This is a genomic window from Pseudomonas imrae (assembly GCF_046352735.2).
In the GTDB taxonomy this organism is placed as follows: Bacteria; Pseudomonadota; Gammaproteobacteria; order Pseudomonadales; family Pseudomonadaceae; genus Aquipseudomonas; species Aquipseudomonas imrae.
This window is the reverse complement of the sequence record NZ_CP110853.2, coordinates 3,609,187-3,635,643: the sequence shown is the minus strand read 5'-3', so window position 1 is coordinate 3,635,643 and position 26,457 is coordinate 3,609,187. Positions and strand designations below refer to the sequence as shown.

Genomic DNA, 26,457 nt, shown 5'->3' with positions numbered 1-26,457 from the left:
AGCTGTTGCGCCAGAGGTGAGAGACGGATCACTCACCTCGGCACGGTGCCGGTTTCGATCTTGAGGATCTTGCCGGCGTTTGGGCCCTTTCAAGCCACGCGGCAAATGTAACACCACTGCACGCCGTGCGGCACTGGCAACTTATAAGGATTAATGCCATGAGCCGAATTGCTCTGAGTTGCGTTGATCGAGCACAACGGGAAGTCCTGACGCTCGAATTAGCGCTGTACCACGCCGCACGGGACTATCCAGGCGGCGCTGCTGCAATCGCCGCCACCACCGGTCGAAATCGAACCACCTTGCAGCACAAACTATCCCCGACCAATACCAATCCTAACCATGTCATCAATGTCCGAGAGTTCGGCGAGATCCTGGAGTTGACCAAGGACCGTCGCATTCTCGATGCAGTGCACGCGCTGGTCGGCGACACGACCTGGCAGGAGCTTGCCGAGGCGTACACCAACGACATGCCGGAGACATTGACCACCGGCATTGCAGTCTACTTCCGCCAGGTGGCTGATCTGGCTGACACCTGGGCCAAGAGCATTGGCGACGGTGTCGTGAATGACCAGGAGTTGGCCGAGATTCGCCTGCAAGTGTTTCGCGGAATCCAGGGGCTGTTGGGCATGCTCAACCGTGCTCAGTACGTCAACCAGACAACGCGGGGGGCGGGCCGTGGCTGATATAGCTGACTTTGCCAATGAGATGGTGCAGGACGGTCTGGATCATATCCTGGCCAAACGTGCTGCACTCAAGGCCGCGAATGCGGCGCCTTCGCTTGAAATCTGTGCTGAGTGTCTAGAGCCGATCCCGGAAGGCCGGCGTTTAGCTCAGCCCGGATGCACCTTCTGCGTCGAATGCCAGTCTGTGGAAGATCTGAGGGCTGCACGTTATGCTCGATGAAGTCCTCAATCAATTCGCGGATTACGGCTTGGAGCCCGAACAGCCTTTGGTGTTCGGTAAGCTGACCCGCTGTAAAACCACTCAGGACAAAGGCAAGGAAAAAAACGGCTGGTACGTGGTCCATGAACACCGGACCCAAAAAAACGAGACGCTGATCTTCGGCAGCTTCGGTGACTGGCGCTCTGGCGACACCCAAAAGATCAGGGTCAAGGCCGGGCGTATGAGCCCCGAAGAGCGCGAAGTCATGCGTGCTCGACAGGAAGATGCCAAGCGGAAAGCTGCCGAGGTTGCGGCCAACGCGTCACGCCGAGCTGCCAACCGTGCGGCCAGTCTGTTCAAGCGCATGCCTGAAAAGGGCAAGAGCGCCTATCTGGATCGAAAGCAGATCGTAGGGTTCAAGGTTCGCTATGCGCCCCGTACCGGCGCATTTTTAGTGCCTATGTGCAACGTGCGCGACCAGATCGTCGGCCTGCAGGTGATTTTCCCCGTTAAGCAAGAGGACACCGGGCGCGACAAGGCGTACTGGCCGTACGGCATGTCGAAGGAAGGCGCCTTCCACCTCATCGGCCCTCACCCTGAACCAGGCGAGCCGGTACTGGTATGTGAGGGCTACGCCACGGGCGCAAGCCTGCATATGGCGACTTCGCTTACTGTCGCCATCGCCTTCGACGCGGGTAACCTTCTGCCGGTCTCCAAGGCCATGCGCGAGCGTTTCCCCGGTTGCCCGCTGATCATTTGCCGCGACGATGACTGGAAAACCAAGCGCCCAAACGGTGATCCATGGAACCCAGGTGAGGAGAAGGCCTCCAACGCCGCGCTGATCGTCGGTGGTCAGTTAGTCGCGCCTGTGTTCTCCGTCGAGCGCGAGATCAAGTGGACGGACTTCAACGACCTGCATGTTGCTGAGGGATTGGAGGCTGTCCGCCGCCAGGTGTTGGCGGTGGTCAAGCCTCCTGCAGCTGGTGGTTGGAAAGACCAATTGGCCCGAACTGAAAACGGCTCCCTGATAGCGCACATGCAGAACGTCGAATTAATCCTCGGCAACGATGAGCGCTGGGCCGGCGTGATCGGCTTCAGTGCTTTCAGCTCCAAAATCGTCAAGTTACGGGCAGCACCATACGGAGGCGGTGTCGGCGACTGGGCAGATATCGACGACATGCTTGTAATGAAGTGGCTCGCACAACAGTACAACCTTCGGGTCAAGGCCAGCAGCGTGATCGAAGCGGTTAGCGTGGTTGCCCATGATCATGCCTTCCATCCTGTACGCAATTACCTCCATGGTCTGGAATGGGACCGTGTACCACGGTTGGCTACTTGGTTGACTGACATCATGGGCGTTGAAGCAACTGACTACAGTTCGAAAGTTGGTAAGCGCTGGATGGTGTCAGCGGTCGGGCGCGTGATGCAGCCAGGTTGTAAGGCTGACTCGGTGATGATCCTCGAAGGGGCACAGGGCGCTGGTAAATCAACAGCAATGTCTGTGCTAGGCGGTGCCTGGTTTATGGATACACCTTTCGCCCTGGGCGATAAGGATGGCTTTCAGGCGATCCGTGGTAAGTGGATCATTGAGCTGGGAGAGCTGGACAGTTTCAACAAAGCTGAGTCGACCAAGGCGAAGCAGTTCTTCTCTGCGTCGACTGACACCTATCGCGAGAGCTATGGCCGAAGAACGATGGACGTGCCACGCCAGTGTGTTTTTGTGGGTACGACGAACCAAGACGAATATCTCAAAGACGCCACGGGTAACCGGCGTTACTGGCCTGTTGCGTGTACCAAGGTCGATTTGGAACAGTTGCGCGAAGTCCGCGATCAGCTCTGGGCCGAGGCGATGTTTTGCTATCAGTCCGGGGACGTTTGGTGGGTCAATCGAGATGAGGCTCCACTGTTCGCCGAGGCGCAGGAATCGCGCTTTGTCGTGGATGAGTGGGAAGGGCCAATTCTCAAGTGGCTGGAGGAGTCTCAGATCGGCGCGACAGCGAGCGGTGAGGATGTTTTGGCCGGTGCGTTGAAGCTTGATTACGGCCATTGGGGGAAGCCTGAACAAATGCGTGTTGGGGCAATCATGCATCGCCTTGGATGGCGAAAGGTGCGGCTTCCGCCGTTGCCGAAAAGTGGTATTCGGCCATATGCATACAAGAAGCCAGATCATTGGGGCGGTGCATCGGCGCTGCAGATTGAGAGCCCACGCGATGAGGAGCCTTGCTTTGATTAAGCGAATCGATGAAATGCTCAAGCTCTGGGCGCAGGATCTCCACTCTCCGGTGAATCCAGACTTCGGTGGCTCAGGCGGCGGCAACATGATTGCGATGCTCATGGAATGCAAGGGTGAGCTGATACGGGGGACTCGCGGTAGTCGAGTACTGTTGGATGAGTCAGCCGATATCGAGCTGATCGTCAATAAGCATCTGCCAGCGCAGCTATCGGTGGTCGTATGGGAGCATTACTGCAACCACGAAAGTTTCCTGTCTCAGAAATACACCCATTGTGGATGCAGTCGCGATACCTACTATCAGCGCTTGCATGAAGCTCACCTTCACATTGCCAGCATGTTGATGGGAAAAGCTGCATGACCTCTCGCATATTAGCGCCTGCAGCAGTCCTACTGTCCGGCCTTGCCCTACCTTCATTTTGCAAGGTAGGACAGCCACAAGCCGCGCAGTTCGTGGCCTGTCCTACTACCCTACCTGTTATCGCACTCCGCGCATATGAGCGTAGCGCGATGCATCACGCGCCGTGGGCGCGCATGCGTGCTTTTAGTTTTCTCTCTTTACACGAAGAAAAGTTAAAAGAGGTAGGGTAGTAGGGCAAAGCCCCGAATTCAGGGGCCTTTAGCTGCCCTACCATTGATTCAAATGGTAGGGCAGGTAAGACAGCGCCGAAGGCGCTGAAAGCCGGAATAAAGATATTCACCGACATTGCCTAGGCGTAGCCCATACATTGGCCGGGTGGCATTAAAACAGGCTTGCTGCCACCGGAATTCACCTGTAAAAAGTAGTCATCTTCGATAGGTGCGGCCGCAAAGAGCGGTACTCACCAACACACCAAACCCGGCCATTGCGCCGGGTTTTTGCGTTTATGGGGTAGGGCAATGACGAACGAGCAGCAAGCGCTTATTGATATGCCGATCTGGATGGTGATCGTGCTGTCCCTGGTCGGCGGCATATCCGGCGAGGCATGGCGAGCCGACAAAGCGGGAGTAAGCGGCTGGTCCTTGGTTCGCCGCTTGCTCCTTCGATCCGGTGCCTGCGTGGTCTGCGGGCTTTCCACCATGATGTTGCTGCACGCTTCGGGCATGTCGGTCCTGGCAGCAGGGAGCATCGGATGCCTCACCGCGATGGCCGGCGCCGATGTCGCCATAGGGCTGTATGAACGCTGGGCCGCCAAGCGGTTGGGCGTGTGCGATGTGCCGCCCTCGGGCAGCGGTCAGGCATGATGCGCTGGAGGCCACGGAATACGTGGCTTGTAGCGGGGCGCGTCAAAATGGTGCGCCGAAACTCGCCGGGGACCCTGGCGGCATTCGAGGGACACGGGGCATGAAACCCGCGGGAAAGCGTTAGCGGCAGGGCTGCCAGCTTACTGAAATTCAATCCATTGAAATTGAAAGGTTTCCATTGAAAAGCCGTTGAAAAGGAGGGCTTATGACGGATTCACTGTTCCTGTCAAAAAGCGCCTTCGCGGCTCGCATCGGCAGGACGCCGAGTTACATCACCTGGCTCAAAGGCAACAACCGCCTGGTGCTGTCGCCGGATGGCAAACAGGTGGACGTGCTGGCAACCGAAGCGCTGATCCTCGAAACCGCCGACCCTAGCAAGGCCGCCGTCGCGGCTCGACACCAGCAGGATCGGATTCAGCGTGACGTTTACAGTCAACTGTCCACCCAAGTCGAGCCGACTAACACGGCTGCGCCGCAGCAGCTTGTTCCTGGCAGCAGCAAGGGCCACGACTTCCAGAAAGCTCGCGCCATGCGCGAACACAACCTGGCGCAACTGGCTGAGATCGAGCTGCACAAGGCTCAGGGCTCGCTGGTAGCCAGGGATGCTGTCGAGCTGGGCGCCTACAACGCGGGACGCCATCTGCGCGACCAACTGTTCGGCCTGCTGCCCCAACTGTCCCACAAGCTGGCACCCATGACCGACCCTTGGGACATCGAAAAACACCTGGCGGCAACGCTGCGTAAATCACTGGAAGAGGCTGAGCGCATGTCCTCGTCCGACCTTGAACGTGCCATGACATCGAGCTGACTTATGCACCCGGAAATCCCTAACGGTGAGCAGGTCTACCGTGAGGCGTATTTCCGTGGGCTGCGTCCAGATCCAGACCTCTGGATCGACGAGTGGGCTGACGAGTACATGCGCATCCCGCGAGACACTGGCGCGCCTGAGCCCGGCCAGTATCGGACCGAACGTACGCCGTACGCTCGCGAGCCCATGCGTTGTCTTTCGCCGGCGCACCCATGCCGGCGCGTGGTCACCATGGTGGCTTCGCAGCTGATGAAAACGCAGATCGCGTTGAACTGGATGGGCGGGCTGATCCACATGGCGCCGTCCAACATCCTGGCCCTGTTGCCCAGCCTGAGCCTGTCGAAGCGGGTTTCCGGGCGGATCAGCAAGACGATCAAGGCAACCCCGGAACTGGCAAAGCGTGTAGCGGCCAGCCGCTCGCGGGATGCTCGCAACACCATGGACACCAAAGAGTTTGAGGGCGGCGCTCTGTACGTCACCACGGCGGGCTCAGCGGCTAACCTGTCCGAGCTGTCGGCACGCTACATCTACGGCGACGAGGTCGACCGCTGGGAAAACGATGTCGGCCAGGAAGGTGACCCCATCGTTCTGGCGGAAACGCGGGCGACCAACTTCGGCCGCAACGCGAAGATCTACTTCTCCAGCTCCCCCACGATCAAGGGCGCTTCGCGTATCTCGGATCTGTTCGAGTCCAGCGACCAGCGTTACTACTACGTGCCATGCCCGACCTGCGGGCATATGCAGGTGCTGGAGTGGGAGCGTCTGCTCTACAGCAAGGACTACAGCACGGTTCACTACCAGTGCGCCGCGCCTGAATGCGACGTGCTGATCGAGGAGCATCACAAGACCGACATGCTCGCCCGTGGCGAGTGGCGCGCTCATGGGAGCGGCGACGGTAAAACGGTGGGCTTCCATCTCAACGCGCTGTACTCGCCGATTGGCTGGAAGGATTGGCCGTCGCTGGCCGAGGAGTTCGAAGACGCCAAGAAGGCTCAAGCCAAAGGCGACATGGGGCTGATGCAGGTGTTCTACAACACCCGTCTCGCCAAGGTCTGGGACAGCGCGCAAGAGCAGACGAAGGCCGAAGTGCTGGTCGCTCGGGCACGGTTGGAGACCTACACCCTCGGCTGCATGCCGGTGGGCGTGCTGATGCTGACCGGCGCTGTCGACGTCCAGGCAAACCGTCTGGAGCTGATGGTGATGGGCTTCGGTGTCGGCATGGAACGTTGGGTGGTCGACCACCAGGTGATCTGGGGTGACCCAGCCGATGAGCGCACCTGGGCGGTGTTGGATGAAAAGCTCAAGGTTCGATACCGGCATCCGTGCGGTGTCGGGTTGGCGATCTTGGCAACGGGCGTCGACTCCGGCGGTCATCACACCGACGAGGTGTACCAGTTCTGTCGTGTACGGCGCTGGCGCAACATCTTCGCCATCAAGGGGGCGAGCAAGCCCGGAAAACCGGTGATTGCTCAGCGGCCGTCTATGGTCGACGTGACCTGGAAGGGCCAGACCGAACGTGGGGGCGCCGAGCTGTGGTTTGTCGGTACCGACACCGCGAAGGATTGGATCTACAACCGCTACGCCTTCGAGGACGGCCCAGGCTCGCTGCACTTTGCCAACGACCTGCCGGACGAGTTCTTCGCCCAGTGCGTGGCCGAGCGCAAGGTCGCCCGATACGTCAAAGGCTACAAGCGCATCGAGTGGGTCAAGGGCAAGGCTGAGCGTAACGAAGCGCTTGACCTGATGGTGTACTGCTTGGCGATGGCGCATTACCTGGGCATCAATCGCTACCAGGAACACGACTGGGAGCGGGTGCGCCAAGCACTGGCCCAGTCCGGTTTGTTCGACGATGTGTTGGGCGTCAAGCCCGTACAGGGTGAGCGCGTCGACTCTGACGAAACACCGGCACCGGTTGCGGCGCGTCAATCGCTACCGGCGCCGCCACCTGCTGTCCCGGTCGCACAATCGCGACCCGCTGCTCCCCCTCAACGCCGCAGCTCCACCAGCGGTTACCTGAAGAGACGCTGATATGTCGTTTACCCCGAAACACCTCGAAGCCATCGAGCGCGCCATTGCACGCGGTGAAAAGACCGTGCGCTACAGCGACCGCACGGTGGAATACCGTTCTATCGATGAACTGCTCAAGGCCCGCGACCAGATCCGCACGTCGCTGACTGACTCTGCCGGACCGCGCTCTCGCGTGATCCGGCTCACTCACGGAGGCAAGGGGATCTAATGGCCCGACATTTTCCGACGCTCTCGCGCAGTGGATTCTTGTTGCCGTCGAACATCAAGGCCAGTTACGAAGGCGCCGGGGAGGGCCGCCGTTCGGCCAGTTGGGAAGCCAGCGACAACGGTATCAACAGCATCAACACCCCGGCCCTGCGCAACCTGCGGGCGCGCTCGCGGGCAGCTGTGCGCAACGATCCGTATGCGTTCAACGTCATCGACAAACGTGTCAGCAACCTGATAGGCACGGGCATTACGCCCAGGCCGACCACCGACGACGCAGCCCTACGCAAGGTGAAACAGCAGCTGTGGGATGACTGGGTAGACGAGGCAGACGCCGACGAGCTGACCGACTTCTACGGCATGCAAGCCCTGGTGGCTCGCACCGTGGAAACGGCCGGTGAATGCTTTGTCCGGCTGCGGCCTCGCGGTATGGACGAAGGGCTGGCGGTGCCGTTGCAACTGCAAGCCCTGGCCCCGGAGTTTGTCCCACACGACAAATTCGAGACCACCAAAAACGGCAACATCATCCGCGCCGGGATTGAGTTCACTCCGGCGGGCAAGCGCGTGGCGTACTGGATGTACCGCTCACACCCACGCGATTCGTCGTCGTTGAACAGCGGTTACAACCAGTTGGTGCGTGTACCGGCCACCCAGGTGCTGCACATCTTCGAGCCGGTGGAGCCGGGCCAGTTGCGCGGCGTGCCTCGCTTGGCGCCGGTCCTGAAGCGCCTGCGCAGCCTGGATAACTACGATGACGCGGTGTTGTTCAGGCAGGAAGTCGCGAACCTCTTCGCGGGCTTTATCAGCAGGCCGGCGCCGGACGCAGGGCAAACCCCACGCGATCCGGTCACCGGCCAGCTGCTGACCACTGACCGCGACGGCTTCACGCCGATGGTGGCGCTGGAGCCCGGCACCATGCAGGAGCTGGGGCCAGGTGAAGAGGTGGAGTTTTCCAAACCACCAGACGCCGGCAACAACTACCCGGACTTTATGCGTCAGCAGTTGATGGCTGCGGCTGCGGGCTCGGGCACGCCTTACGAGATCCTCACGGGCGACATGCGTGAGGTCAACGACCGTGCGCTTCGGGTGGTGCTCAACGAGTTTCGGCGGCGCCTGGAGCAACTGCAATTCGGCGTGTACGTGCATCAGCTATGCCGCCCGGTGCGGGCTGCCTGGATGGATATGGCGGTGCTGTCCGGTGCCCTGGTGCTGGAGGATTACGCGCAACGTCGGCGCGAGTACCTGCGCACCCGTTGGGTACCGCAAGGCTGGGCCTATATCCAGCCGGTACAGGACGTGCAGGCCCGGCGCATGGAAGTGCAGGCCGGCTTCGGTTCACGCAGCGAGATGTGCCTGCGCAACGGTTACGACGCCGAAACCATCGACGCGGAAAACGCCGCCGACCTCGCCAGGGCCAATGACCTTGGCCTCAACTACACCACGCTTGATGCCATCGAGCCGATTGATGACAAGGAACAACCATGAGCAAAAAAGCGATCCCGCGCATTTATGACAAGGCTGGCAAGCCGGTAAAGGTCGCGGACAAAAGTTGGTACACCCTCCAGGCCAGCGGTGAAGCCGAGCAACGCAGCATCGAGATCTTCGTGTACGGCGAGATCGGCGCGTGGGGCGTTACGGCCAATCAGTTCGTTCAGGATCTGCGCACCATGGATGACGGTACCTCACCGATCATCGTGGCATTCAACAGCATTGGCGGTGATCTGTTCGACGGTTTGGCGATCCACAACGCGCTGTCGCGCTTGGGCGAGCGCTGCACCGGCCGTATTGATGCCCTGGCGGCCAGCGCGGCCAGTGTCGCGGTCTGTGGCGCGCACCGGGTGGTGATCGCGGCCAACGCCATGTTGATGATCCACAACCCCTATACCTTCAGCGGCGGTGATGCCGAAGACTTCCGCCGGGTCGCCGATGTGCTGGACCAGACTCTGGAAGCGATCATTGCGGCTTACAAGTCCAAGGCGCCGGACATCGACGAAGTGGAACTGCGGCGCATGGTCCACGCCGAAACCTGGCTCACCGCCAATGAGGCGGTGGCGTTGGGGCTGGCTGATGAGGTGGGTGACGGGCTCAAGGTTCAAGCCTGTCTCGGCCAGGGCAGCGTGCTGCAGCGATTCCAGAACGCCCCCGCCGAGCTGCTCGCCCAGCTTGATGACGAACCGGAGTCAGAGCCAACGGAGCCAGTCGACCCGCCGGCCCCTGTACTGGATGCGGCCAAGCTGGCGCTGATGGTGACGCAGGGGTGTGCTGCAGCGGGCATCAGCAACCTGGTGGAACCGTTGCTCGCTACGACCAAGCTGGAAAGCGAGGCCGTGATCCAGGCGGCACTGACCAAGGCCAAGGCGCTGCATAGCCTCTGTGTGGCAGCACGCCTGCCAGAGCTGACCGGCGAATTCATCAGCGCCGGCCTGGACGAAGCCGCTGTCAGGGCGCGTCTGTTCGACAAGCTGGTGGGTAAAGGAGGCGGCTTTGAAATTGACAACAGCCTGCCGCTGGAGGATGACCCTGCACCCACAATCAAGGCCAAACAGGCCGACCCCCAAGCGATCTGGGCATCCCGTCAGGCGGCGCAGAACGGAACCTCGAAAGGAGCAAGAGCATGACCATCAAAGTCGAATCGATGCACGCAGGCGAGTTCCTGCTGTCCGAAGGCGCCGGAAACATTTCCCGTGAAGCGATCAACGTCGCAGCAGGGCCGGCGCTGCAACCCGGCCAGATCCTTGGCTTGGTGACGCTTTCGGGCGAGTTCGCACCGTATACCCCCACCGCTGAAGACGGCAGCGAAAACGCTGTCGCGATCCTCTGGGGGCCGCTGGGCGAGTCGGATGTCCCTCGTCGCGGTCGTGCTGTGGTGCGGCTGGCCGAGGTCAGCGAAGCACACCTGACCGGCCTCGACCCCGCCGCCGAAAAGGCCCTTGCGACCCATTTCGTGATCGTCCGCTAGGGCGATCCCCCCTGTTTATTCATCCCGCCGAGTGCGGGATTTTTCGTTTCTGGAGAGTACCCCCATGGCCGATATCGCCATTTTTGAAGACGATGTGTTCAGCGTTTCCTCGTTGACCGCTGCAATCAATGATCAAGAATTCTTGCCGGGCCGCATCAGCAGTTTGGGCCTGTTCCGGGAGGAGGGCATCAGCACCCTGACCGTGCAGATCGAGAAGGACGGCGAGACCCTGGCCCTGGTGCCAGCCGGTGAACGTGGTACGTCGGGCCTGGTGGTCGCCGGGTCCCGGCGTCACATGATCCCGTTCAACACCGTGCATTTGCCTGAGCGCTTTACCATCAAGGCGGATGAGATCCAGGGCATTCGTGCCTTTGGTACCCGAAGTGAGTTGCAGGCGGTACAGGACGTGGTCAACAAGCGCCTGGCAAAGGCCCGGCGACAGTTGGACGCCACTCACGAATTTCATCGCATGGGCGCACTGAACGGCCAGGTGCTGGATGCCGATGGTAAGACCATCCTCTTGGATATTTACAAGACATTCGGTGTCGATCGCCAGAGACTGAAGATGGGCCTGAACAGCCCTGAAACCGAGTTGCGGGTCAAATGCGGCGAAGCCCTAGATATGCAAGAGGACGCCTTGGGCAGCATCACCAGTACTGGCTCCCGCGCTTTCTGCGGCAAGAATTTCTGGAACAAGTTGATTGTCCACCGTTCGGTCAAAGAGACCTTCATCAACAGCCTACAGGCTGCCGAGTTGCGCGGTGATGCCCGTGAAAGTTTCGAGTTCGGCGGGATTGTATGGGAGCGCTATCGCGGCAAGATTGCTGGCGTATCGTTCATCCATGACGACAAGGCACTGTTAATTCCTGAAGGCGTCCCGGACCTGTACATCTCGTCCTTCGCACCGGCCGACTATATGGAAACGGTCAACACCCAGGGCATTCCGTACTACAGCAAGATCGAGCCGCTGCCTTTCAACAAGGGCGTGGCCGGTGAGGCGCAGTCCAACCCGCTGCACATTTGCACGCGGCCTCGTGCGCAGATCCTTTTGGAACTCTGACCGTGGCCTTCCGCGATCTGATCGACGACATCGACGACGTGATCTTCGACACCCTGGGCGACACCGCCCTGATCGAGGGTCGCGCCGAGCCGGTGCTGGGCATGTTCATCGCACCCTGGAAGGCCCCGCAGTTCGGCAAGACCCACACTGCCATTCGTGAGCCTCGCTTTGAGGTGCGGGTGCGTGATTCGGATGGGCTCAGCAAGGGGCTGCGGGTCACCGTCGATCTACCGGTGCTGGATGGCGGCGGCGACTACGACCTGCTGCAGCTGGAGCCCGGCGGCGATGGTCTGGTGGCCTTGATCTTGAGGAAACGCCCATGAGTGTTGGCAGCTACGTGCAACAAACGCGTGACAGCGGGATGATCAACATCCTGCCGTCAGCGGTGCATTCCCAGGCGTTGCGCGAGTTTGGGCAACTGGTACCGAAAGCGGCAGCATCTGCCCAGCGCCGAGCTATCAACAAGACGTTGGGTTGGTTGCGCACGCACATCGCCAGGGCTGTGGGCAGGCAGGAACGGATAGCCATCGGCGCCGTCCGGCAACGCTTGCGGGCCTACCCAGTGAGCGGCGGGACCATGCGCGGGAAGTTGTGGTTTGGGGTCAATGCCATCGAGGCCAGCCGGGTTGGCCGGGCTCGACAAACCCGCGCTGGTGTTTCGGTAGCGGGGCGGCGATACCAGGGTGCGTTCTTCAAACAGGTGTATGGCAGCAGTCCGGATATCTGGATTCGTACGTCCAGCAAACACTTTAACAGCACGGACTATCCCGATAGCTCGCAGGGCCGGCGCCGCTCGGGTTTTGTCGAGGAAAGCGACAACCGCTTCCCCCTGGCAAAAGCCAAGGTCTCGCTGGACCAGGTGCGTCCGCACTTCGACAGTTGGATCAAACGTGCCGATGAACGCTTGCTGGAGATCCTCAAGCAGGAACTCAACTTTGAACTGCAGAAGTATCTGAAGGGGACTGCCCGTGTCTGATCAGCCTTTTAGCCTCGAACAGTTGTATGAGGCCATCGAGCGCCACCTGCAGGAGAATCTGCCGGGGATCATGGGGGCCTCGTTCTGGCCGGATCTGTCGGCAGAAACCAGCATCCCCACTCCCGTGGTGTTGCTGGAAATGGCTGAGATGGAGCCCGGCCAGGACCTGGGCACGGGTGAAACGACACTGGCCTGCAAGTTTGAAGCTCGGATTGTTGTCGACTCTCTCAGCTCTGATCCGCAACGTCAGGCGGTGCAGTTGGCTTCACAGCTCGCAATACTGCTTCGGGCGCAGAGCTGGGGCGTGGCGGTTGAATGTGCGCAGTTTGTGCGCTCAACCCAAGACTGGACCAAGCCCGAACTGGACGGCTACTTCGTGTGGTTGGTCGAATGGGACCAGACCATCTACCTCGGTGCCGAAGAATGGCCGTGGCCGGATGAGCCTGCAGGTGCGTTGCGCTTCGGCTTTGCGCCTGATACTGGCCCAGGTAACGAAGACAGATACTTGAAACCGGAGGATCTGTAATGAGCTACCCCGTTGCCCAACATGATCGAATGATCGCCTCCATGGTTATGCCGTGTGTGGTGGTGGCGGTTGACCTGTCCGCCGGCATGGTGCGCGTGCAGGCAGGTGACTGGGTTAGCGCCTGGGTGCGCTGGCACAGTCAGGCCGCTGGCAAGGCTCGCCATTGGCGGGTGCCGAGCTTGAGAGAGCAAGGCGTGTTACTGAGCCCCAGCGGCGAGGCCGCAATGGGCACCTTCATTCCCGGTCTGTATGGCAATGCAGGCTCGCAGCCAGACAACCGCGATCATGTGGAGGTCTGGCGATTCGACGATGGCGGCTCGCTGGTTTACGACTGGCAAGCCAACAGTTACACCATCGATCTGCCAGCGGGCACGGTCACCATCAAGGTGGGCGACTCGGTGCTGGAAATGACACCGGGTAGTACACGGTTGGTGTCTGGAAAAATCAACCTGGTGGGTGAGGTCACCATTGATGGCAAGACGGTAATCAACAGTACGTTGAACACTGTCGGCGACATCAATAGCGCTGGAAAGGTCATCGATGCCGGCGGTAATACACCGAACCACCAACACTGATCGATCCGTTATTGATAACCCGCCGCGTGCGGGTTTCTTCGTTATTGGAGTATGCATTTATGAGCAAGCTTAAGCGGGAGTTCGAGCCAACGTCCTTGGCCGAGGCTTTGCCGGTACCGGATCTGAATCCATTGCCGCAAGGGTATCCCGGCGTTGCCACTGCAACAGACCAGGAAGCTCTGGAGGTTGGTCCGGTCCGTACCTTTCGAGACACGGTTTACACCTCTCGTGTCCTGGTGATGGAGGACGGTCAAAGCATTCCGGTTATCAAAGGCCTGGTAGCGGCATGTAGTGACGATCAATGCGAGTTTCTGCGCAATCACCCTGAACTAACACCCGCTGCGGAGTAATCCCGATGATCGGAATGGATCGCCGCACCGGCAAACAGCTGTCGGGGCTCGACCATCTCCGGCAGAGCATCGAGGACATTCTCACCACGCCTGTGGGCAGTCGCCGGATGCGACCGGAATACGGCAGCAATTTGCGGCGCTTTGTTGACTTACCGGTGAATGAAGGGTGGAAAAGCGCCGTACAGGCCGAGGTGGCCCGGTCGCTGCAACGTTGGGAGCCGAGGCTGAAACTGGAGCGTGTACAGGTCATATCTGTCGTCGGCGGTCGTATCGACTTCGAGTTGGTAGGTGACTACTTGGGCGAACGGCAATTGCTGGAGATACGTGCATGATTGATCTATCGACATTGCCAGTCCCTGAAGTCCTGGAAGATATCGACTTCGAGACCATGTATCAGGAAGTGCTTTCTGATTTTCGTCAGCAGATGGGCAACCAGTGGACGGCGGTGCTGGAGTCTGATCCGGTTGTCAAACTGTTGGAGGTCGCGGCATATCAAAAAATGCTCGGCCGGGCGCGGGTCAACGATGCCGCCAAGGCCAGCTTGCTGGCATACGCACAGCGCACCGACCTCGATAACCGCGCTGCTGACTATAACGTTCAGCGGTTGACGATCACTCCAGCGGATCCAGATGCCTTGCCACCCGTCGCTGCCGTGATGGAAAGCGACACTGCGCTTCGGTACCGCACCCGCTTATCGCTGGAAGGGCTGTCGGTCGCCGGCAGTCGCGGCGCGTATGAGTTTCACGCACTGTCCGCTTCGGCCAATGTCGCTAACGTGTCGGTTGATTCACCGACCTTCAAGGGACTGGTTGTCAGTAACGCTCTACGCGCTCAGTTGCCACCGGGGGCCATCGTAGTGGTGTGCGACTACGACGCAGGTTTGCAGGATCCGTTGCCGGGGGACGTGTCCTTGGCGGTGTTGCCCATCACTGGAAGCGTGGTGCCGGGTGACGAGCTGGTGCAGACGGTACTGCAGGTGCTGTCTGCCGAGGATGTTCGTCCGCTGACCGACCGGCCACGCGCCCAGCTCGGTAAGCCCCAGACGTTCCGCGTTGAAGCGTCTCTGGAGTTGGAGAGCGGACCAGATCCGGCTGTGGTGTTGAGTGCTTCCAGGGTAAGCCTGGACAGGGCTATCGCGGACGCTCGACGTTTGGAAGGCCAATTGTCTTTGTCAGGGATTTATGCGGCGTTGCACGTTTCGGGTGTCCGGCGCGTGGAACTGAAGTCGCCTACAGCGGATGTGGCGTGTGATAAACGGCACTACCCCAGCTGCACAGGTATTGCGCTGACGTCGCAGGTGGTCACATGAGCCTGTTACCGATCAACGCCGTTTCGCTGGAGCAAGCGCTTGAGTACGCCTGCGACTTGGGTATTGATCCGACCATCATTCGGGGCATAGCTGACTCTGCTCGATGCCCGGAAAACTTCCTGCCCTGGCTGGCCTGGGGCATGAAGGTGGATGGCTGGGAAGCGGCTGAGAACGAAGAGCAGAGGCGGGCGCTAATCAATCAGTCGATCCCTGTTCACAAGACCAAGGGAACCCTGGGTGCGGTCCGCCGAGTACTTCGCGCCGTGCGGGTGAATGCGGACTTCAAGGAGTGGCGGCAGATACCTGGTGCAGCACCCTACACCTTTGAGCTGGTGGCCTGGGCCAACAACAACCGGGGTGGCGAAGGGTCAATTATCTCTCCGCAACTACTTGAGCGCTTGCGTGCTTTGGTGGATGCCAGCAAAAACGAGCGCAGCCATTACACCCTCAAGCTGGGCGCTCGCTTTGATGGCGGCTTGAATTTTGGCAATGCCACGCAGAGTCGGATCGTCCAACATCGGTCGGCTGAAGTCCTAGTGGCCCCGCTTGCTGCCGAACAGTCATTGGCTGTCGCCAGTGCCGTAAATGCGCGCTTTGTGGTGCGTCATAGCGCCGATATGCAGGGCGTTCCAATCAACTCAGAAACAGGGGTCGCCGTCGCCAATACGACGCGGCTTCGCATTGTCGTGCGCGGCACGATGGAGGCCATCCGATGAGTATCCCGCTACAGCCCATTATTACCAAGGCCGGCCTAACTGCTGTTTTTCGAGCAGATAACGCCGGCCTGGCGGCCGAAATTACTCACATCGTTGTGGGCACGCTTGGGTATACACCCAGCAGCGAGCAAAAGACCCTGCGAGCGCAGATCGCGAAGTACCCAATCGCAGGTGCGCAGCGGTTGAGCCCTACACAAATTCACCTTACCGCGCTGGCAGATGGGACCCAGGCATTTTGGGTGAAGGAGGTTGGGTTCCTGTTATCCGACGGCACCTTGTTGGCCGTTTGGTCGCACCCGACCGAACCTCTGGCGTACAAGCCGGAAAACGCTGACCTGCTGCTGGCTTATGACCTGGCACTGTCAGCCCTTCCCGCGAACAGCGTCACCATTAACTCTCTGCCAGGTGACCTAAACCTGACCTTGTCCGGCCCGTTGGCCTCGCTGGCAACGGCACAGTTGGCCGCAGATCTGCGCGGACTTAAACAGCAGGATCTGTTGAATGAACACGGCAAGCGCCACGAGTCTTCAGAGACTCAGTTAGCCGACCTGTCGGGGCGGGTGCCGGTCCTTGAGCGTCAGCGTGCCACTGACCGTGATGGCCTGCTGGGGGCAATTACCGCCAATGCCGCCGGTCTCGTTGCAACCCAAATCCTTTTTGTTACCACCAAGTACGGAGCGTAATCCGCCATGTCACTCGAAAGCGAAATTGCCAACCTGGTCTCCAAAACGACCGACCTTATTACTTACTTCAACGGTAAGAAGGCGGTTATCGATCAAGCGGTCTCAGCCGCGGTTGCGGCCGCACCTGCTATCTCGCGAAACTTTTTTGTCGATAGCCAGTTGGGCAGTGATGACAATCTGGGGACGCAGGCCAGCCCCTTCAAAACCTTTGAGGCTGCTATCAAGGCCACACCAAAAGGTGGGCGAGCGGATGTGACGCTGCAGCGCGACTACTCCCTGAGCGCCCATGTGCAGCTGTTAGGCCGAAAGCTGATGGTTCGCAGCGAAAATGGGACTAATCGCAAAATCACCCTTAACGAATTTTCTGTTGAAAGCGATGGCAGTACCACGCGCCGTATGGGCTCGTTCTGGCAAAGCGAAGAGTCGTCTGTTGAGCTGGCTAACGTGACGCTGAGCCTCCCGGCCAGCACCGCTGGCGAAGTCGGCGCTTACTACGCGCTGGTGTTCTGCAGCGGGGCTTCGGCTCCGGCTGTGAATATGCTGCGTCTTTACAGCGTCGCTTTCGAGCTGCGCGGTACTTTCCTCGGCTTGCTCATGGGTGCCGGCACTTCGCTGTTCCAGCTGTCTTTGGTGGGTACGTCGCTGCCCTCTGCCTTGAATGGTCGAATTTTTCCGGGGGTGGCAGCTGGTACCGCTTCTAAAGACCTGAGCCACATCACCACCAACCTTGCCACCCTGTGAGAAAACCATGCAAAAAGAATATTTGAACGTCGTTTTCGGCGGCACTTCCTACGTTGGCTTTGAGTTCGACCTTCTGCCTTTGGGGGCCGCGCTGCTGGCTGCGCAACAACAGATTGATCAGGTAGCGAACCAGGCGCGCACATCGATCTTGGGCGATCCGCTACTCGCCGTTGAGTTGGACATGGCCGCGACTGAGGCCAAGGCTTTCGCCGCAGCTGGATTCGAAGGTGATGTGCCTCGGTCGGTTCAGGCCTGGGTAGATGCCGGCGAACTGACACCGCAAGCAGCGACCGAAAGCATTTTGGCGGAGTGGGCCGAGTGGGTGGATTTACTGCAGACAGTCCGCGCCGCTCGCCTGATGGGCAAGCAACGGGTGCTCAAGGCCACCAGTCACCGCGAAGCCGAGGTGGCGACGGATGAAGCCATTGGTCTCATTCGTGCCAGTGCGGAAGGCGTAGGCAGCGCCTAACGGCTCGCCAAGCCCAACCTTGAGCGCCCCGCATTGTCGGGGCGTTTTCATTTTTGAGAGCCGTGCTTTTGCACGGCTTTCTGGTTTCTGGAGTTTGCTAATGTCTGGAATTTTTCACGGCGTAACGGTCACAAACGTCGATACCGGGTCGCGTCCAATCGCGGTGCCGTCTTCGTCCATCATCGGCCTGTGCGACACTTTCAAGCCCGGTGCGCCGGCCCTGGCTAAACCCAATCAGCTGGTTCTGCTGACCAGCGAGCGTGAAGCGATTGCTGCATTTGGCGCTGACTCGGCGATCACCCAATCCGCCAAAGCGGTATTCATGCGCTCCAAGGCAGTGATTGTCGCGGTTGGGGTGGCCTTGGTTGCCGACCCTGCGCTACAGACCTCGGCCATCATCGGCGGCGTTTTGGCAACTGGTGAGCGTACAGGGCTGCAAGCACTGCTGGATGGCAAGAGTAAGTTCAACTCTCAACCGCGCCTGTTGATTGCACCGGGACATTCCTCGACACGGGCGGTTGCCACTGCCTTGGATGGCCTGGCCGCCAAGCTGCGAGCCGTTGCGATTGTCGATGGTCCCAACACTACTGATGAAGCGGCGATTGCCTTTGCCGGCAACTTCGGTAGCAAGCGTGTGTACCTGGTCGATCCTGGGGTGCAGATCTGGAGCACGGTCGCTAATGCCACCGTCACCTGCCCGGCATCGGCCTGGACCGCCGGCTTGTTTGCCTGGACCGACGCGGAGTACGGGTTTTGGGCCTCGCCGTCGAACAAGGAGTTCGTCGGCATCACCGGTACCAAACGGCCAGTAGAGTTTCTCGATGGTGACGAAACCTGCCGCGCCAACCTGCTCAACAACGCCAACATCACCACCATTATCCGTGATGACGGTTACCGTTTGTGGGGCAACCGCACCTGTTCCAGTGATCCGAAGTGGGCCTTTGTCACCCGTGTCCGCACCATGGATATCGTCATGGACGCGATCCTCTACGGCCACAAATGGGCTGTCGACCGCTCGATCACCAAGACCTACGTGAGTGATGTGACCGCCGGGCTGCAGGCTTTCATGCGGGATCTGAAGAACCAGGGCGCAATCATTAATTTTGAAGTGTTTGCTGATCCTGAACTGAACACTGCCAGCCAGCTGGAACAAGGCAAGGTGTACTGGAACATCCGTTTCACCGATGTGCCACCGGCAGAAAACCCCAACTTCCGAGTCGAGGTCACCAATCAATGGCTGACCGAAGTCCTCGACACCAACGGCTAAGGAGACCTCGCAATGTCTATGGTTCCGCAAACGCTCTACCAAATGAACATGTTCGTCGATGGGGTCAATTTCTCCGGCGACATCCCGTCGTTATCCTTGCCCAAGCTCAAGATCAAGACGGATGAATATCGTGCCGGTGGTATGGATGCCAGCATCGATATGGACCAGGGGATGGAAAAAATGGAAGCGTCCTTCAGCGCCAAAGGCGTGCGACGTGAAGCCATGATGTTCTTTGGTCTTGCCGATCAGAACGCGTTCAACGCGGTTTTCCGCGGCTCCTTCAAAGGGCAGAAGGGCTCGACCACCCCGGTGGTTGCCACCATGCGCGGCATGCTTACCGAGCTGGATCCGGGTGAGTGGAAGGCGGGTGAAGCCAGTGAGTTCAAGTTCGCCATCAGCCTCAGCTACTACAAGCTTGAAGTCGCTGGCCGCTTGATGTTTGAGATCGACCCGCTGGGTTGCGTCCGCGTCATCAACGGTGTTGATCAACTTGCCAGCGTCCGTCGCGACCTGGGTTTGTAAGGAAGTTTCCCCCATGAAAAAAATGAACAAGGCTCCATCCTGGCTCACCGTCACGTCGGATATCGCGACCATTAAGTTGACCCGGCCATGCGACATCAACAACGTTACGGTCGACCAGTTGACCCTACGCGCCCCGACCTTACGTGAAGTCCGCGCCTCTGATGCCATTGGCGGTGATGACCCGGTGTTGCGCGAAATGACTCTGTTCGCCTCGTTGGCAGATGCCGGCACCAAGGACATCGATGCGCTCAAACTGACGGATTATGCGCGTCTGCAGGCGGGTTACTCCCAGCTGTCAAAGGACGCCGACATGCCTGAGGATAAAGACCAACTGCCTGCGTGGCTGGTCGTCGATCCAGAGGGTGCGGTGGTGACGTTCTCCAAGGCCTATGAGATCAAGAATCTCAAGCTTGACCGCCTGACCTTGCGCGCCCCGACTGTGCGCGATGTCCGCTCCGCCACTTCTGCATCTGCTGGCGATGACGACCAGCGTGACACGATCCTGCTCGCCAACCTGTCTGAATCCGACGCCAAGGATCTGGAGGGGCTCAAGCTGACGGACTACCAGCGGCTGCAGGCCGCCTACTTTCGCCTGGTGCAGGACGACGGAGTTTAGCCCCACCCTGCAAAAGCAGGTCGCGAAACGCTTGGCGACGCAATACTCATTTGCCGCCAACGAAATCGAGACCATGCCCTTTTCCACGATGATCTGGTGGCTCATGGACTGAGCCTCACATCCCCGGCCGGAGTAATCTCATGGCAAATAACCTGGCGCTCGGCCTGGTCATCGGCGGCGCCGTCAGCTCCACGGTCGGCGCCGCCTTCAAGGATGTCGAAGGCCGCATCAAGAAACTCAGCGAGCAAGGTACCAAGGCTCGCGTGCTGCAGAGCACCATCGGCGACACGGTGCGCCTGCGGGACGAATGGAAGAAGGCCCATGACACCGGGGCGGCTTCGGCCGATGGCCTGCTGCGTAAGCTGGAATCCAACCTCAGAACCCTTAAGGAGCAGGGTATTGAGGTGGGCAAACTGCGCAAGGAATACCAAGCCCTCGGGCAGGTAGCGCGAGGCGCTGAACTCAAGGCGCTGGGCCACACGCAGATCCAGCAGGGCAAGGAGGGCATGAAAAGCTCCCTCGGCCAAGCGGCGGCACTTACTGCGTCGTTGGCGATTCCGACCAAGGTCTCCGGCGACTACCAGGCGCAGATCCGCCAGATGTCGTTGTGGGCACACACCGCCGGTACCGGTGATGAGGCCGAACTGGCGGCTAGCATCAGCAAGGTCGCGGCAGATAAGGGCATGAGCCAGCAACTGCTCGCAAGGTCGGTCGGGGCGCTGATCGAAAAGGGCGTTGAGTGGGATGTTGCCACCAGCTATGCCGGGCAAATCGCCGACCTGATCGACGGCCAGGGCATGGAGCCCGAAACCATCGCCACCTTGATCAACTCGTTCAAGGAGGCCGGGGTTAAACAGGCTGATATGGGCGCCATGCTGGGCCAGGTAGCGGCGGCTGGTGACATCGGTGCATTCGGTCCCAAGGACATGGCCAAGTACCTGCCGGCCATGCTCGGCAACATCAAACGTCTGGGCATGGAAGGTCCGGAGGCGGTGCGCTTTCTCGGGGCCAGCTTGCAGTCGCAGTTCTCGCAGACGCAAGATTCGGCGGCTGCGGCCACCAACATGAACAACCTGCTTAACGCAGTGATCAGCAGCACCAGCCAGGAACGGTTTGCCAAGGAAGGCTACGACCTGACCGGCTCGATCCTCGCCGCGACCAAAAGCGGCAAAGCGGCCAACCCGGTCGATGCCTTCATCATGCTCAGTGAACAACTGATCAAGAAACAGGACCCGGCCAAAGCCAAGAAAATCGAGGCTCTCAAGGCCAAGATCAAGGCCTCGGCGGATGGCAGTGCCGAGGAAGAGCAGGCCATGGTCGCGCTGACCGAGGCAGCGGGTTTGGCGAACATCGTCAGTGATCAGAGCGCCAGTGCGGGCTTGCTCGCGCAGATCAAATATGGCGACAAGATCAAGGCCGATATGGCAACCATCAAGGAGACCGATGGTAAGGCCAAGATCGAGGCGGATGCGGCGAAGGCGCGGGAGACGTCGAATCGCAGGTGGTTGGCGGCCACGGCGGGGATTGAGTCGTCGATGACCCGAATCGGGGACGCGGTACGGCCGCTGACGGATATGGCGGCGGATGGGTTAGGGAAGGTCGCTTATGGATTGGGGGAGCTGGCTGGGAAGTTTCCGACTGTTGTGAGCGGTGCGACGTTGTTGGCCGCTGGTGTCATCGGTTTGGGCGCTGCCATTAACGCGATCAAGATCGGCAAGGGCTTACTCAACGTCGGGCGCGGCTCGCTCATGGGCAACCCGAACGTGATCCAGCGGGTGTTTGTTACCAATCCATCAAGCCCTGGTGCAGGGGGGATAGACGGGCGTGAAGGCAAGCGCGGCCGAGGGAAGGGCAAGCGTGGTCGGGGTGGTCGCACACCCAGTCCCGCCTCGGCGTTACCAGTCGGGGCAGCAGCTAGCCGATTTGCGCCCAAGGCTATGATGGGGAAAGGGTTGGGGTTCGCCAAGGTCGGCGCCCCCTTGGCGTTGATCGAGGCCGGGTTGATTGCGGCCGATACCTACCAGAACGCTGAGACGCGTGACGAAAAGGCCGAAGGCTACGGCAATGCCGCCGGCACCTTGGCTGGCACGCTGGCTGGTGCAGCAGCTGGTGCCGCGATTGGGTCCGTCGTGCCGGTTATCGGCACAGTGGTCGGTGGCCTGATCGGTGGGTTTTTGGGCGGTTGGGGCGGTGGTGAGTTGGGTAGTGCGGTCGGTAAGGCCGCGTTCGGTGGGGCTGATATGCCGGCTGAACGGCCAGTGCTTTCGGCACAACCTTCACCGTTGCGCCTGCAGCCGCCAAGCGACATGCCGATGCCGATGCCGATGCTCGGCCAGATGGCTCCCTCGGCCTCGGCTGGTCCGTTGATGCTCAAGCTGCCTGCAGCAGCGTTGCGCTTGCCCCCGGCCAGCACGACAGAGGCACCCGACGTCATTCATGTTGCCCCCTCTGTAGCGTCTGGTCCGTTGATATCCAAGGCACCCGTCGTGACAGGGCCGACGTTGGGAGATGTCTCACGCGCGTTGGCGACCGCACCTGCTGCAACTGCCGCGCCGCGTGAGTCTGCCCCTGACACCGCGCCCACGCCGCGCCTCGGACAGGCATCACCTTCGTTGTCGTTTGGCCCTTTGATGCTAAAGACACCTGCTACAGGGCCGAGGCAGGGTGATGTCTCCCGGTCATTGGCGGGCGCACCTGCTGCGGTGGCAGCTCCGGCGGTGATCAAAGCTGCGGTCGTTGCAAAGTCGGAACCCGCACGTATAGATCAGCAATGGACATTCGCACCATCGATTCCGGTTAGCGTGCAGGGCGATGTCAAGGATCCGCGACAACTGGCCCAGGAACTGATGCCGTACCTTCGCAGAATGTTTGAGGACTTCAGTCGTGAGCAAGCTCGCCGGAACCTGTTTGATGCACCCCACGTTTAAGGAGACGCAATGACTTACTTGGAACAGCTGCAGTCGGGTTTCAAATACCTGGTCAAGGCGGGTGAAGCAGGGCGTCGTAGCATCGATGAGATGATCGGTCCGGTGAACGGCGCAATCGGTGAGATTACCGGTGCTGCAGAGGAAATCGCCAGCCTTCCCGGTATGCCACCTGGTGTTGGCGTAAAGCTGCAGCGGGTCATGCGTGGAATCGGTACTGCGCAGTCCAAAGTCGGTACCGTTCTGGCGACCTACAACAAAGCCACGCGGACAATGTCAGGCATTGATGAACGGATGGGCACGCTTAAGGAACAGGCCTATCGTGCTGGGACGGCTATCAATAAGGTCGCTGGCCTGGTCGATCCCAGTCTGGCAAATATCCTGCCGACCAGTGCTCTGGCGCCCAGCGTCACACCCATGGCGGAAGCGGTTAAACCGTTTCCGCACTTGCTGATCCTGCAACCGCTTCAAACCAATGCTCAGCCGTTCTACTTCAACCTGGATACGGCTGCCTTCGATGAACTGCGCCGGCAAACTGAGTTTCGCTGGGCCTCGCAAGAGCGCCTCAGTCGCCGGCCAGCGCAGCAAGCCGTAGGCATGGGCGAGGAAAAATTGAGCCTCAAGGGCGCGATCTTTCCCAGCTTTAAAGGCGGGCTCAAGCAGCTGGATACCCTGCGTTCCATAGGGTCAAAGCTGCTACCACTGAACCTGACTACCGGCTACGGCTTCGTTCTCGGTACCTGGTGCCTGCGTAGCCTTGAAGAAGAGCAGGGCGCATTGCTGGCTGGCGGGATCCCGCGTAAACAAACCTTTAGCCTGGAGTTCACCCGCTATGGCGACGATATGCAGAACGTCTGATGGTGACCTTCTCGATACCCTTTGTTTTCAGCATTACGGGCATCTGAACGGATCGGTCGAGACCGTGCTGGCGGCAAATCGGTCGTTGGCAGATGAACCCCAGCCGTTTCGGGCTGGGCTATTGATCACCTTTCCAGAGGTGACGGAGCCGATGGTGGAGCAGGTGCAGTTGTGGGATTGAATGTAGAGGTGTGTCGATGAAACCTACTTTTCGAATCGTCGCTGACGGTGCTGATATCACCGCCCTGATCAACGATCGTCTGTTACTGCTGCGTACGCTGGATAAGCCAGGGATGGAATCGGACGAGTTCGAGTTGCGTATCGATGACCGTGACGGCGCGGTTACATTGCCCAAGCGCGGCGCAGGGATTGAGGTCTACCTCGGGTACGACAGCAAAGCACTGGCGCGCCTGGGCCGGTACACCGTCGACGACATCGAGGTCTCTGGCCCACCCGACACCTTGGTCATTCGTGGCAAGGCGAGCGACATGCGCGGCAGCGGCAAGACCACTCGTAGCGGTAGTTGGGAAAACGTACCGCTGTCCCGGATCGTTGGTGACATCGCGACACGCAACGGTTGGGCGCCTGAATGTTCGGTTGCAACGACGGTGCCTCGAGCTGACCAGTTAAATGAATCCGACTTCAACTTCATCACCCGGCTAGCCAAGAATCATGATTGCACGGCCAAGGTTGCTGATAGCAAGTTGTTGGTGCTGCCCCGCCAGAGCGGCCAAACCGCCAGTGGCAAGCCCTTATCGGCGATTACCATTCGTCGTAGCGACGTCAGCCGGTGGCAGTTCCGCTTCACCGACCGCACCACACAGAAGGCAGTTAAGGCGCAGTACCAGGACAAGAAAACCGGCGAGCTGGTCAACCTGACTCTGGATAACGATGACGCGCCGGCAGGGTTGCCCCCCGTGCATACCGACCGACACATCCATCCAAACAAGACCGCTGCCGAGCAAGCAGCCAAGGCTCGGCTCGTGGCTTTTAACCGCTCGACTGCCGAGGTCCGGCTGGAGATGGTTGGGCGTACTGATTTATTCGCCGAGCGACAGATCAATGCGCAGGGTTTCAAGGAAGGACTGGATGGGATGTTTCTGGTCGACTCGGTGGAGCAGGTGTTTACCCAAACTGGTTGGAGCACTACGGTCGAATGCAATGCAGGGAAGCAGGGCAAAGCCAAGGCGGCAGGGAAGAAAGCGAAAAAATCCAAGGAGGTCAAAATTCTGGAGCTGTGACCAGACTTTTCAGTTTCATCACCCGCCGCCTTCGAGCGGTATTTTTTTGTCCGGGAAAACACAATGTCTCTCACCGAGCAACAACTGCAACGCATCATGCCCAACGCCCGCCGCCAAGCGGGCGTTTTCGTATCCGCCCTAAACGCAGCCATGGCAAATCGGCAGATCGATACGCCGAAGCGTAAGGCGGCGTTCCTGGCCCAGGTCGGTCATGAGTCCGGCCAGTTGCAATACGTGCGTGAATTGGGGAGCGATCAGTACCTCAGTAAATACGACACCGGCAACCTTGCCGCCAGACTGGGCAACACTCCGGAAGCCGATGGTGATGGTCAGCGCTATCGCGGTCGGGGGCTGATCCAAATCACTGGCCGCAGTAACTACTTGCGCTGCAGCGTGGCGCTGTTTGGCGATGAGCGCTTGCTACGCACGCCGGAGCTGCTGGAGCTACCGCAATGGGCGGCAGAATCGGCAGCCTGGTTCTGGTGGGTGAATGGGCTGAACCTGCTGGCCGACAAAGAGCAGTTCAAAACCATCACCCGCCGGATCAATGGGGGCCTCAACGGCTTGGAGGATCGGCTGCAACTCTGGGACAGGGCGAGGGCGGTGTTATGCGTCTCTTTGACCTGATCCCGGCGCAGTTCCGAATCGCCGCCATCTGTTTGTTGTTGGTGATGCTGGCCGGCGGATCTGCTTCATTGGCCTGGACGGTCCAAGGCTGGCGGTTTGGTCAGCAGTTGGAGCGGCAAGCGCGCCACCAGGCCGACACCCTCAATGAAATGGCCCAGGCATCTGCCAGCCTGCAGCGCACTGAGCAGGACAAGCGCCTAGCCCTAGAGCGGCGCCTGCAGAGCAAAGATGAAACCCACCACAAGGAATTGACCAATGAGCAAACGAAGCAGGCTCGCCTGCGTGATCGCTTGGCTACTGCTGATCTACGGCTGTCAGTCGTACTCGCCGCCACCGAAACCAGCTGCAGTAGCTCAATGCCAACCACCACCGCCACCGGCCGCGTGGTTCATGGCACCGCAAGAGTCCAACTTGACCCAGCGCATGCTCAACGAATTATCGGAATCACCGATGCCGGCGACCAAGGATTGATCGCTCTACGGGCCTGTCAGGCTTACGCAAAAGAAGTTTCAACACCGAAGTAAAAGGAGCGGCCAGGGCAGGATGTGTCAACATCCAGCTCGGCCACCTTTCCTGCAGATCGTCCCTGCAAGTCCAGCCAAGGCTCCTGCTTCGTGCACAAAGCGGAGCGAGCCTAGCACTGTTTATCCATACAGCAAAGG

32 protein-coding genes are annotated in these 26,457 nt (G+C 59.8%); all 32 read left to right on the top strand.

Annotated elements, in window-relative coordinates:
• Positions 1-158: 158 nt before the first annotated feature.
• Complete coding sequence (locus tag OQ460_RS16350; RefSeq protein ID WP_162947755.1) at positions 159-683, top strand: phage regulatory CII family protein; 525 nt, start codon at positions 159-161, stop codon at positions 681-683.
• Entirely contained in the window at positions 565-903 is a 339-nt protein-coding gene (locus OQ460_RS16345; protein ID WP_410018447.1) for a TraR/DksA C4-type zinc finger protein, read from the top strand. The genes OQ460_RS16350 and OQ460_RS16345 overlap by 119 nt, the downstream gene beginning before the upstream one ends.
• Positions 893-3,115: a VapE domain-containing protein gene (locus OQ460_RS16340; protein ID WP_410018446.1), complete on the top strand. Its 2,223-nt coding sequence runs from the start codon at positions 893-895 to the stop codon at positions 3,113-3,115. The genes OQ460_RS16345 and OQ460_RS16340 overlap by 11 nt, the downstream gene beginning before the upstream one ends.
• Positions 3,108-3,473 carry a hypothetical protein gene (locus OQ460_RS16335; protein ID WP_410018445.1) on the top strand — a complete coding sequence of 122 codons (366 nt, stop codon included), beginning with the start codon at positions 3,108-3,110 and terminating at the stop codon, positions 3,471-3,473. The genes OQ460_RS16340 and OQ460_RS16335 overlap by 8 nt, the downstream gene beginning before the upstream one ends.
• 518 nt (positions 3,474-3,991) lie before the next feature.
• Positions 3,992-4,336, top strand: coding sequence for a phage holin family protein (locus OQ460_RS16330; protein ID WP_065940028.1), 345 nt, complete (start codon positions 3,992-3,994; stop codon positions 4,334-4,336).
• A 205-nt stretch (positions 4,337-4,541) separates the two neighbouring features.
• Complete coding sequence (locus tag OQ460_RS16325) at positions 4,542-5,144, top strand: terminase small subunit (protein WP_410018444.1); 603 nt, start codon at positions 4,542-4,544, stop codon at positions 5,142-5,144.
• Positions 5,145-5,147: 3 nt separating this feature from the next.
• On the top strand, positions 5,148-7,172 hold the full coding sequence (locus OQ460_RS16320; protein WP_410018443.1) for a phage terminase large subunit family protein: 2,025 nt from the start codon (positions 5,148-5,150) through the stop codon (positions 7,170-7,172).
• A gap of 1 nt (position 7,173) precedes the next feature.
• Entirely contained in the window at positions 7,174-7,380 is a 207-nt protein-coding gene (locus OQ460_RS16315; protein WP_120733737.1) for a phage head-tail joining protein, read from the top strand.
• Positions 7,380-8,861 carry a phage portal protein gene (locus OQ460_RS16310; protein ID WP_410018442.1) on the top strand — a complete coding sequence of 494 codons (1,482 nt, stop codon included), beginning with the start codon at positions 7,380-7,382 and terminating at the stop codon, positions 8,859-8,861. The genes OQ460_RS16315 and OQ460_RS16310 overlap by 1 nt, the downstream gene beginning before the upstream one ends.
• Positions 8,858-9,994: a head maturation protease, ClpP-related gene (locus tag OQ460_RS16305; RefSeq protein ID WP_410018441.1), complete on the top strand. Its 1,137-nt coding sequence runs from the start codon at positions 8,858-8,860 to the stop codon at positions 9,992-9,994. Before OQ460_RS16310 ends, OQ460_RS16305 begins: the two co-directional genes overlap by 4 nt.
• Positions 9,991-10,335 (top strand): head decoration protein, encoded by a 345-nt coding sequence (locus OQ460_RS16300; RefSeq protein WP_410018440.1) that lies wholly within the window; start codon positions 9,991-9,993, stop codon positions 10,333-10,335. The genes OQ460_RS16305 and OQ460_RS16300 overlap by 4 nt, the downstream gene beginning before the upstream one ends.
• Before the next feature lie 64 nt (positions 10,336-10,399).
• Positions 10,400-11,395, top strand: coding sequence for a major capsid protein (locus OQ460_RS16295; protein WP_410018439.1), 996 nt, complete (start codon positions 10,400-10,402; stop codon positions 11,393-11,395).
• Between the two features lie 2 nt (positions 11,396-11,397).
• The gene (locus tag OQ460_RS16290) at positions 11,398-11,718 is read left to right on the top strand and encodes a head-tail joining protein (RefSeq protein ID WP_410018438.1); all 321 of its coding nucleotides are present in this window, start codon (positions 11,398-11,400) and stop codon (positions 11,716-11,718) included.
• Positions 11,715-12,371, top strand: a complete 657-nt coding sequence (locus tag OQ460_RS16285; RefSeq protein WP_410018437.1) for a hypothetical protein — start codon at positions 11,715-11,717, stop codon at positions 12,369-12,371. Before OQ460_RS16290 ends, OQ460_RS16285 begins: the two co-directional genes overlap by 4 nt.
• Positions 12,364-12,897: a hypothetical protein gene (locus OQ460_RS16280; RefSeq protein WP_410018436.1), complete on the top strand. Its 534-nt coding sequence runs from the start codon at positions 12,364-12,366 to the stop codon at positions 12,895-12,897. The genes OQ460_RS16285 and OQ460_RS16280 overlap by 8 nt, the downstream gene beginning before the upstream one ends.
• Complete coding sequence (locus tag OQ460_RS16275; protein ID WP_410018435.1) at positions 12,897-13,472, top strand: phage baseplate assembly protein V; 576 nt, start codon at positions 12,897-12,899, stop codon at positions 13,470-13,472. The genes OQ460_RS16280 and OQ460_RS16275 overlap by 1 nt, the downstream gene beginning before the upstream one ends.
• Positions 13,473-13,531: 59 nt before the next feature.
• On the top strand, positions 13,532-13,822 hold the full coding sequence (locus OQ460_RS16270; RefSeq protein ID WP_410018434.1) for a hypothetical protein: 291 nt from the start codon (positions 13,532-13,534) through the stop codon (positions 13,820-13,822).
• A gap of 5 nt (positions 13,823-13,827) precedes the next feature.
• Positions 13,828-14,154: a GPW/gp25 family protein gene (locus OQ460_RS16265; RefSeq protein WP_410018433.1), complete on the top strand. Its 327-nt coding sequence runs from the start codon at positions 13,828-13,830 to the stop codon at positions 14,152-14,154.
• Positions 14,151-15,131 (top strand): baseplate assembly protein, encoded by a 981-nt coding sequence (locus tag OQ460_RS16260; RefSeq protein ID WP_410018432.1) that lies wholly within the window; start codon positions 14,151-14,153, stop codon positions 15,129-15,131. The genes OQ460_RS16265 and OQ460_RS16260 overlap by 4 nt, the downstream gene beginning before the upstream one ends.
• Entirely contained in the window at positions 15,128-15,847 is a 720-nt protein-coding gene (locus OQ460_RS16255) for a phage tail protein I (protein WP_410018431.1), read from the top strand. The genes OQ460_RS16260 and OQ460_RS16255 overlap by 4 nt, the downstream gene beginning before the upstream one ends.
• The gene (locus OQ460_RS16250) at positions 15,844-16,530 is read left to right on the top strand and encodes a phage tail protein (RefSeq protein WP_410018430.1); all 687 of its coding nucleotides are present in this window, start codon (positions 15,844-15,846) and stop codon (positions 16,528-16,530) included. The genes OQ460_RS16255 and OQ460_RS16250 overlap by 4 nt, the downstream gene beginning before the upstream one ends.
• A 6-nt stretch (positions 16,531-16,536) precedes the next feature.
• Complete coding sequence (locus OQ460_RS16245) at positions 16,537-17,271, top strand: hypothetical protein (protein WP_410018429.1); 735 nt, start codon at positions 16,537-16,539, stop codon at positions 17,269-17,271.
• A gap of 7 nt (positions 17,272-17,278) precedes the next feature.
• Positions 17,279-17,740 (top strand): hypothetical protein, encoded by a 462-nt coding sequence (locus OQ460_RS16240; protein ID WP_410018428.1) that lies wholly within the window; start codon positions 17,279-17,281, stop codon positions 17,738-17,740.
• Between the two features lie 100 nt (positions 17,741-17,840).
• Positions 17,841-19,007, top strand: coding sequence for a phage tail sheath subtilisin-like domain-containing protein (locus OQ460_RS16235; protein WP_410018427.1), 1,167 nt, complete (start codon positions 17,841-17,843; stop codon positions 19,005-19,007).
• Between the two features lie 18 nt (positions 19,008-19,025).
• Entirely contained in the window at positions 19,026-19,529 is a 504-nt protein-coding gene (locus OQ460_RS16230; RefSeq protein WP_410022031.1) for a phage major tail tube protein, read from the top strand.
• 13 nt (positions 19,530-19,542) lie between these two features.
• The gene (locus OQ460_RS16225; protein WP_410018426.1) at positions 19,543-20,145 is read left to right on the top strand and encodes a phage tail assembly protein; all 603 of its coding nucleotides are present in this window, start codon (positions 19,543-19,545) and stop codon (positions 20,143-20,145) included.
• A 140-nt stretch (positions 20,146-20,285) separates the two neighbouring features.
• Positions 20,286-23,072 carry a phage tail tape measure protein gene (locus OQ460_RS16220; protein ID WP_410018425.1) on the top strand — a complete coding sequence of 929 codons (2,787 nt, stop codon included), beginning with the start codon at positions 20,286-20,288 and terminating at the stop codon, positions 23,070-23,072.
• Positions 23,073-23,081: 9 nt separating this feature from the next.
• Positions 23,082-23,927, top strand: a complete 846-nt coding sequence (locus OQ460_RS16215) for a phage tail protein (RefSeq protein ID WP_410018424.1) — start codon at positions 23,082-23,084, stop codon at positions 23,925-23,927.
• A complete protein-coding gene (locus OQ460_RS16210) occupies positions 23,902-24,108 on the top strand; it encodes a tail protein X (protein ID WP_410018423.1) in 207 nt (68 codons plus the stop codon). The genes OQ460_RS16215 and OQ460_RS16210 overlap by 26 nt, the downstream gene beginning before the upstream one ends.
• Positions 24,109-24,124: 16 nt before the next feature.
• The gene (locus OQ460_RS16205) at positions 24,125-25,168 is read left to right on the top strand and encodes a phage late control D family protein (RefSeq protein WP_410018422.1); all 1,044 of its coding nucleotides are present in this window, start codon (positions 24,125-24,127) and stop codon (positions 25,166-25,168) included.
• Positions 25,169-25,231: 63 nt separating this feature from the next.
• Complete coding sequence (locus OQ460_RS16200; protein ID WP_410018421.1) at positions 25,232-25,795, top strand: glycoside hydrolase family 19 protein; 564 nt, start codon at positions 25,232-25,234, stop codon at positions 25,793-25,795.
• Positions 25,777-26,319 (top strand): lysis protein, encoded by a 543-nt coding sequence (locus tag OQ460_RS16195; protein ID WP_410018420.1) that lies wholly within the window; start codon positions 25,777-25,779, stop codon positions 26,317-26,319. The genes OQ460_RS16200 and OQ460_RS16195 overlap by 19 nt, the downstream gene beginning before the upstream one ends.
• Positions 26,320-26,457 lie beyond the last annotated feature (138 nt).

What these genes read in the sequence shown, in the direction of transcription:
- OQ460_RS16350 (WP_162947755.1), top strand. Translation starts at nt 159, where the DNA reads ATGAGCCGAATTGCTCTGAGTTGCGTTGATCGAGCACAACGGGAAGTC.
- OQ460_RS16220 (WP_410018425.1), top strand. Translation starts at nt 20,286, where the DNA reads ATGGCAAATAACCTGGCGCTCGGCCTGGTCATCGGCGGCGCCGTCAGC.
- OQ460_RS16245 (WP_410018429.1), top strand. Translation starts at nt 16,537, where the DNA reads ATGTCACTCGAAAGCGAAATTGCCAACCTGGTCTCCAAAACGACCGAC.
- OQ460_RS16330 (WP_065940028.1), top strand. Translation starts at nt 3,992, where the DNA reads ATGACGAACGAGCAGCAAGCGCTTATTGATATGCCGATCTGGATGGTG.
- OQ460_RS16320 (WP_410018443.1), top strand. Translation starts at nt 5,148, where the DNA reads ATGCACCCGGAAATCCCTAACGGTGAGCAGGTCTACCGTGAGGCGTAT.
- OQ460_RS16345 (WP_410018447.1), top strand. Translation starts at nt 565, where the DNA reads ATGACCAGGAGTTGGCCGAGATTCGCCTGCAAGTGTTTCGCGGAATCC.
- OQ460_RS16325 (WP_410018444.1), top strand. Translation starts at nt 4,542, where the DNA reads ATGACGGATTCACTGTTCCTGTCAAAAAGCGCCTTCGCGGCTCGCATC.
- OQ460_RS16340 (WP_410018446.1), top strand. Translation starts at nt 893, where the DNA reads ATGCTCGATGAAGTCCTCAATCAATTCGCGGATTACGGCTTGGAGCCC.
- OQ460_RS16235 (WP_410018427.1), top strand. Translation starts at nt 17,841, where the DNA reads ATGTCTGGAATTTTTCACGGCGTAACGGTCACAAACGTCGATACCGGG.
- OQ460_RS16260 (WP_410018432.1), top strand. Translation starts at nt 14,151, where the DNA reads ATGATTGATCTATCGACATTGCCAGTCCCTGAAGTCCTGGAAGATATC.
- OQ460_RS16200 (WP_410018421.1), top strand. Translation starts at nt 25,232, where the DNA reads ATGTCTCTCACCGAGCAACAACTGCAACGCATCATGCCCAACGCCCGC.
- OQ460_RS16210 (WP_410018423.1), top strand. Translation starts at nt 23,902, where the DNA reads ATGGCGACGATATGCAGAACGTCTGATGGTGACCTTCTCGATACCCTT.
- OQ460_RS16215 (WP_410018424.1), top strand. Translation starts at nt 23,082, where the DNA reads ATGACTTACTTGGAACAGCTGCAGTCGGGTTTCAAATACCTGGTCAAG.
- OQ460_RS16305 (WP_410018441.1), top strand. Translation starts at nt 8,858, where the DNA reads ATGAGCAAAAAAGCGATCCCGCGCATTTATGACAAGGCTGGCAAGCCG.
- OQ460_RS16265 (WP_410018433.1), top strand. Translation starts at nt 13,828, where the DNA reads ATGATCGGAATGGATCGCCGCACCGGCAAACAGCTGTCGGGGCTCGAC.
- OQ460_RS16300 (WP_410018440.1), top strand. Translation starts at nt 9,991, where the DNA reads ATGACCATCAAAGTCGAATCGATGCACGCAGGCGAGTTCCTGCTGTCC.
- OQ460_RS16205 (WP_410018422.1), top strand. Translation starts at nt 24,125, where the DNA reads ATGAAACCTACTTTTCGAATCGTCGCTGACGGTGCTGATATCACCGCC.
- OQ460_RS16310 (WP_410018442.1), top strand. Translation starts at nt 7,380, where the DNA reads ATGGCCCGACATTTTCCGACGCTCTCGCGCAGTGGATTCTTGTTGCCG.
- OQ460_RS16295 (WP_410018439.1), top strand. Translation starts at nt 10,400, where the DNA reads ATGGCCGATATCGCCATTTTTGAAGACGATGTGTTCAGCGTTTCCTCG.
- OQ460_RS16270 (WP_410018434.1), top strand. Translation starts at nt 13,532, where the DNA reads ATGAGCAAGCTTAAGCGGGAGTTCGAGCCAACGTCCTTGGCCGAGGCT.
- OQ460_RS16195 (WP_410018420.1), top strand. Translation starts at nt 25,777, where the DNA reads ATGCGTCTCTTTGACCTGATCCCGGCGCAGTTCCGAATCGCCGCCATC.
- OQ460_RS16230 (WP_410022031.1), top strand. Translation starts at nt 19,026, where the DNA reads ATGGTTCCGCAAACGCTCTACCAAATGAACATGTTCGTCGATGGGGTC.
- OQ460_RS16250 (WP_410018430.1), top strand. Translation starts at nt 15,844, where the DNA reads ATGAGTATCCCGCTACAGCCCATTATTACCAAGGCCGGCCTAACTGCT.
- OQ460_RS16315 (WP_120733737.1), top strand. Translation starts at nt 7,174, where the DNA reads ATGTCGTTTACCCCGAAACACCTCGAAGCCATCGAGCGCGCCATTGCA.
- OQ460_RS16285 (WP_410018437.1), top strand. Translation starts at nt 11,715, where the DNA reads ATGAGTGTTGGCAGCTACGTGCAACAAACGCGTGACAGCGGGATGATC.
- OQ460_RS16275 (WP_410018435.1), top strand. Translation starts at nt 12,897, where the DNA reads ATGAGCTACCCCGTTGCCCAACATGATCGAATGATCGCCTCCATGGTT.
- OQ460_RS16255 (WP_410018431.1), top strand. Translation starts at nt 15,128, where the DNA reads ATGAGCCTGTTACCGATCAACGCCGTTTCGCTGGAGCAAGCGCTTGAG.
- OQ460_RS16240 (WP_410018428.1), top strand. Translation starts at nt 17,279, where the DNA reads ATGCAAAAAGAATATTTGAACGTCGTTTTCGGCGGCACTTCCTACGTT.
- OQ460_RS16225 (WP_410018426.1), top strand. Translation starts at nt 19,543, where the DNA reads ATGAAAAAAATGAACAAGGCTCCATCCTGGCTCACCGTCACGTCGGAT.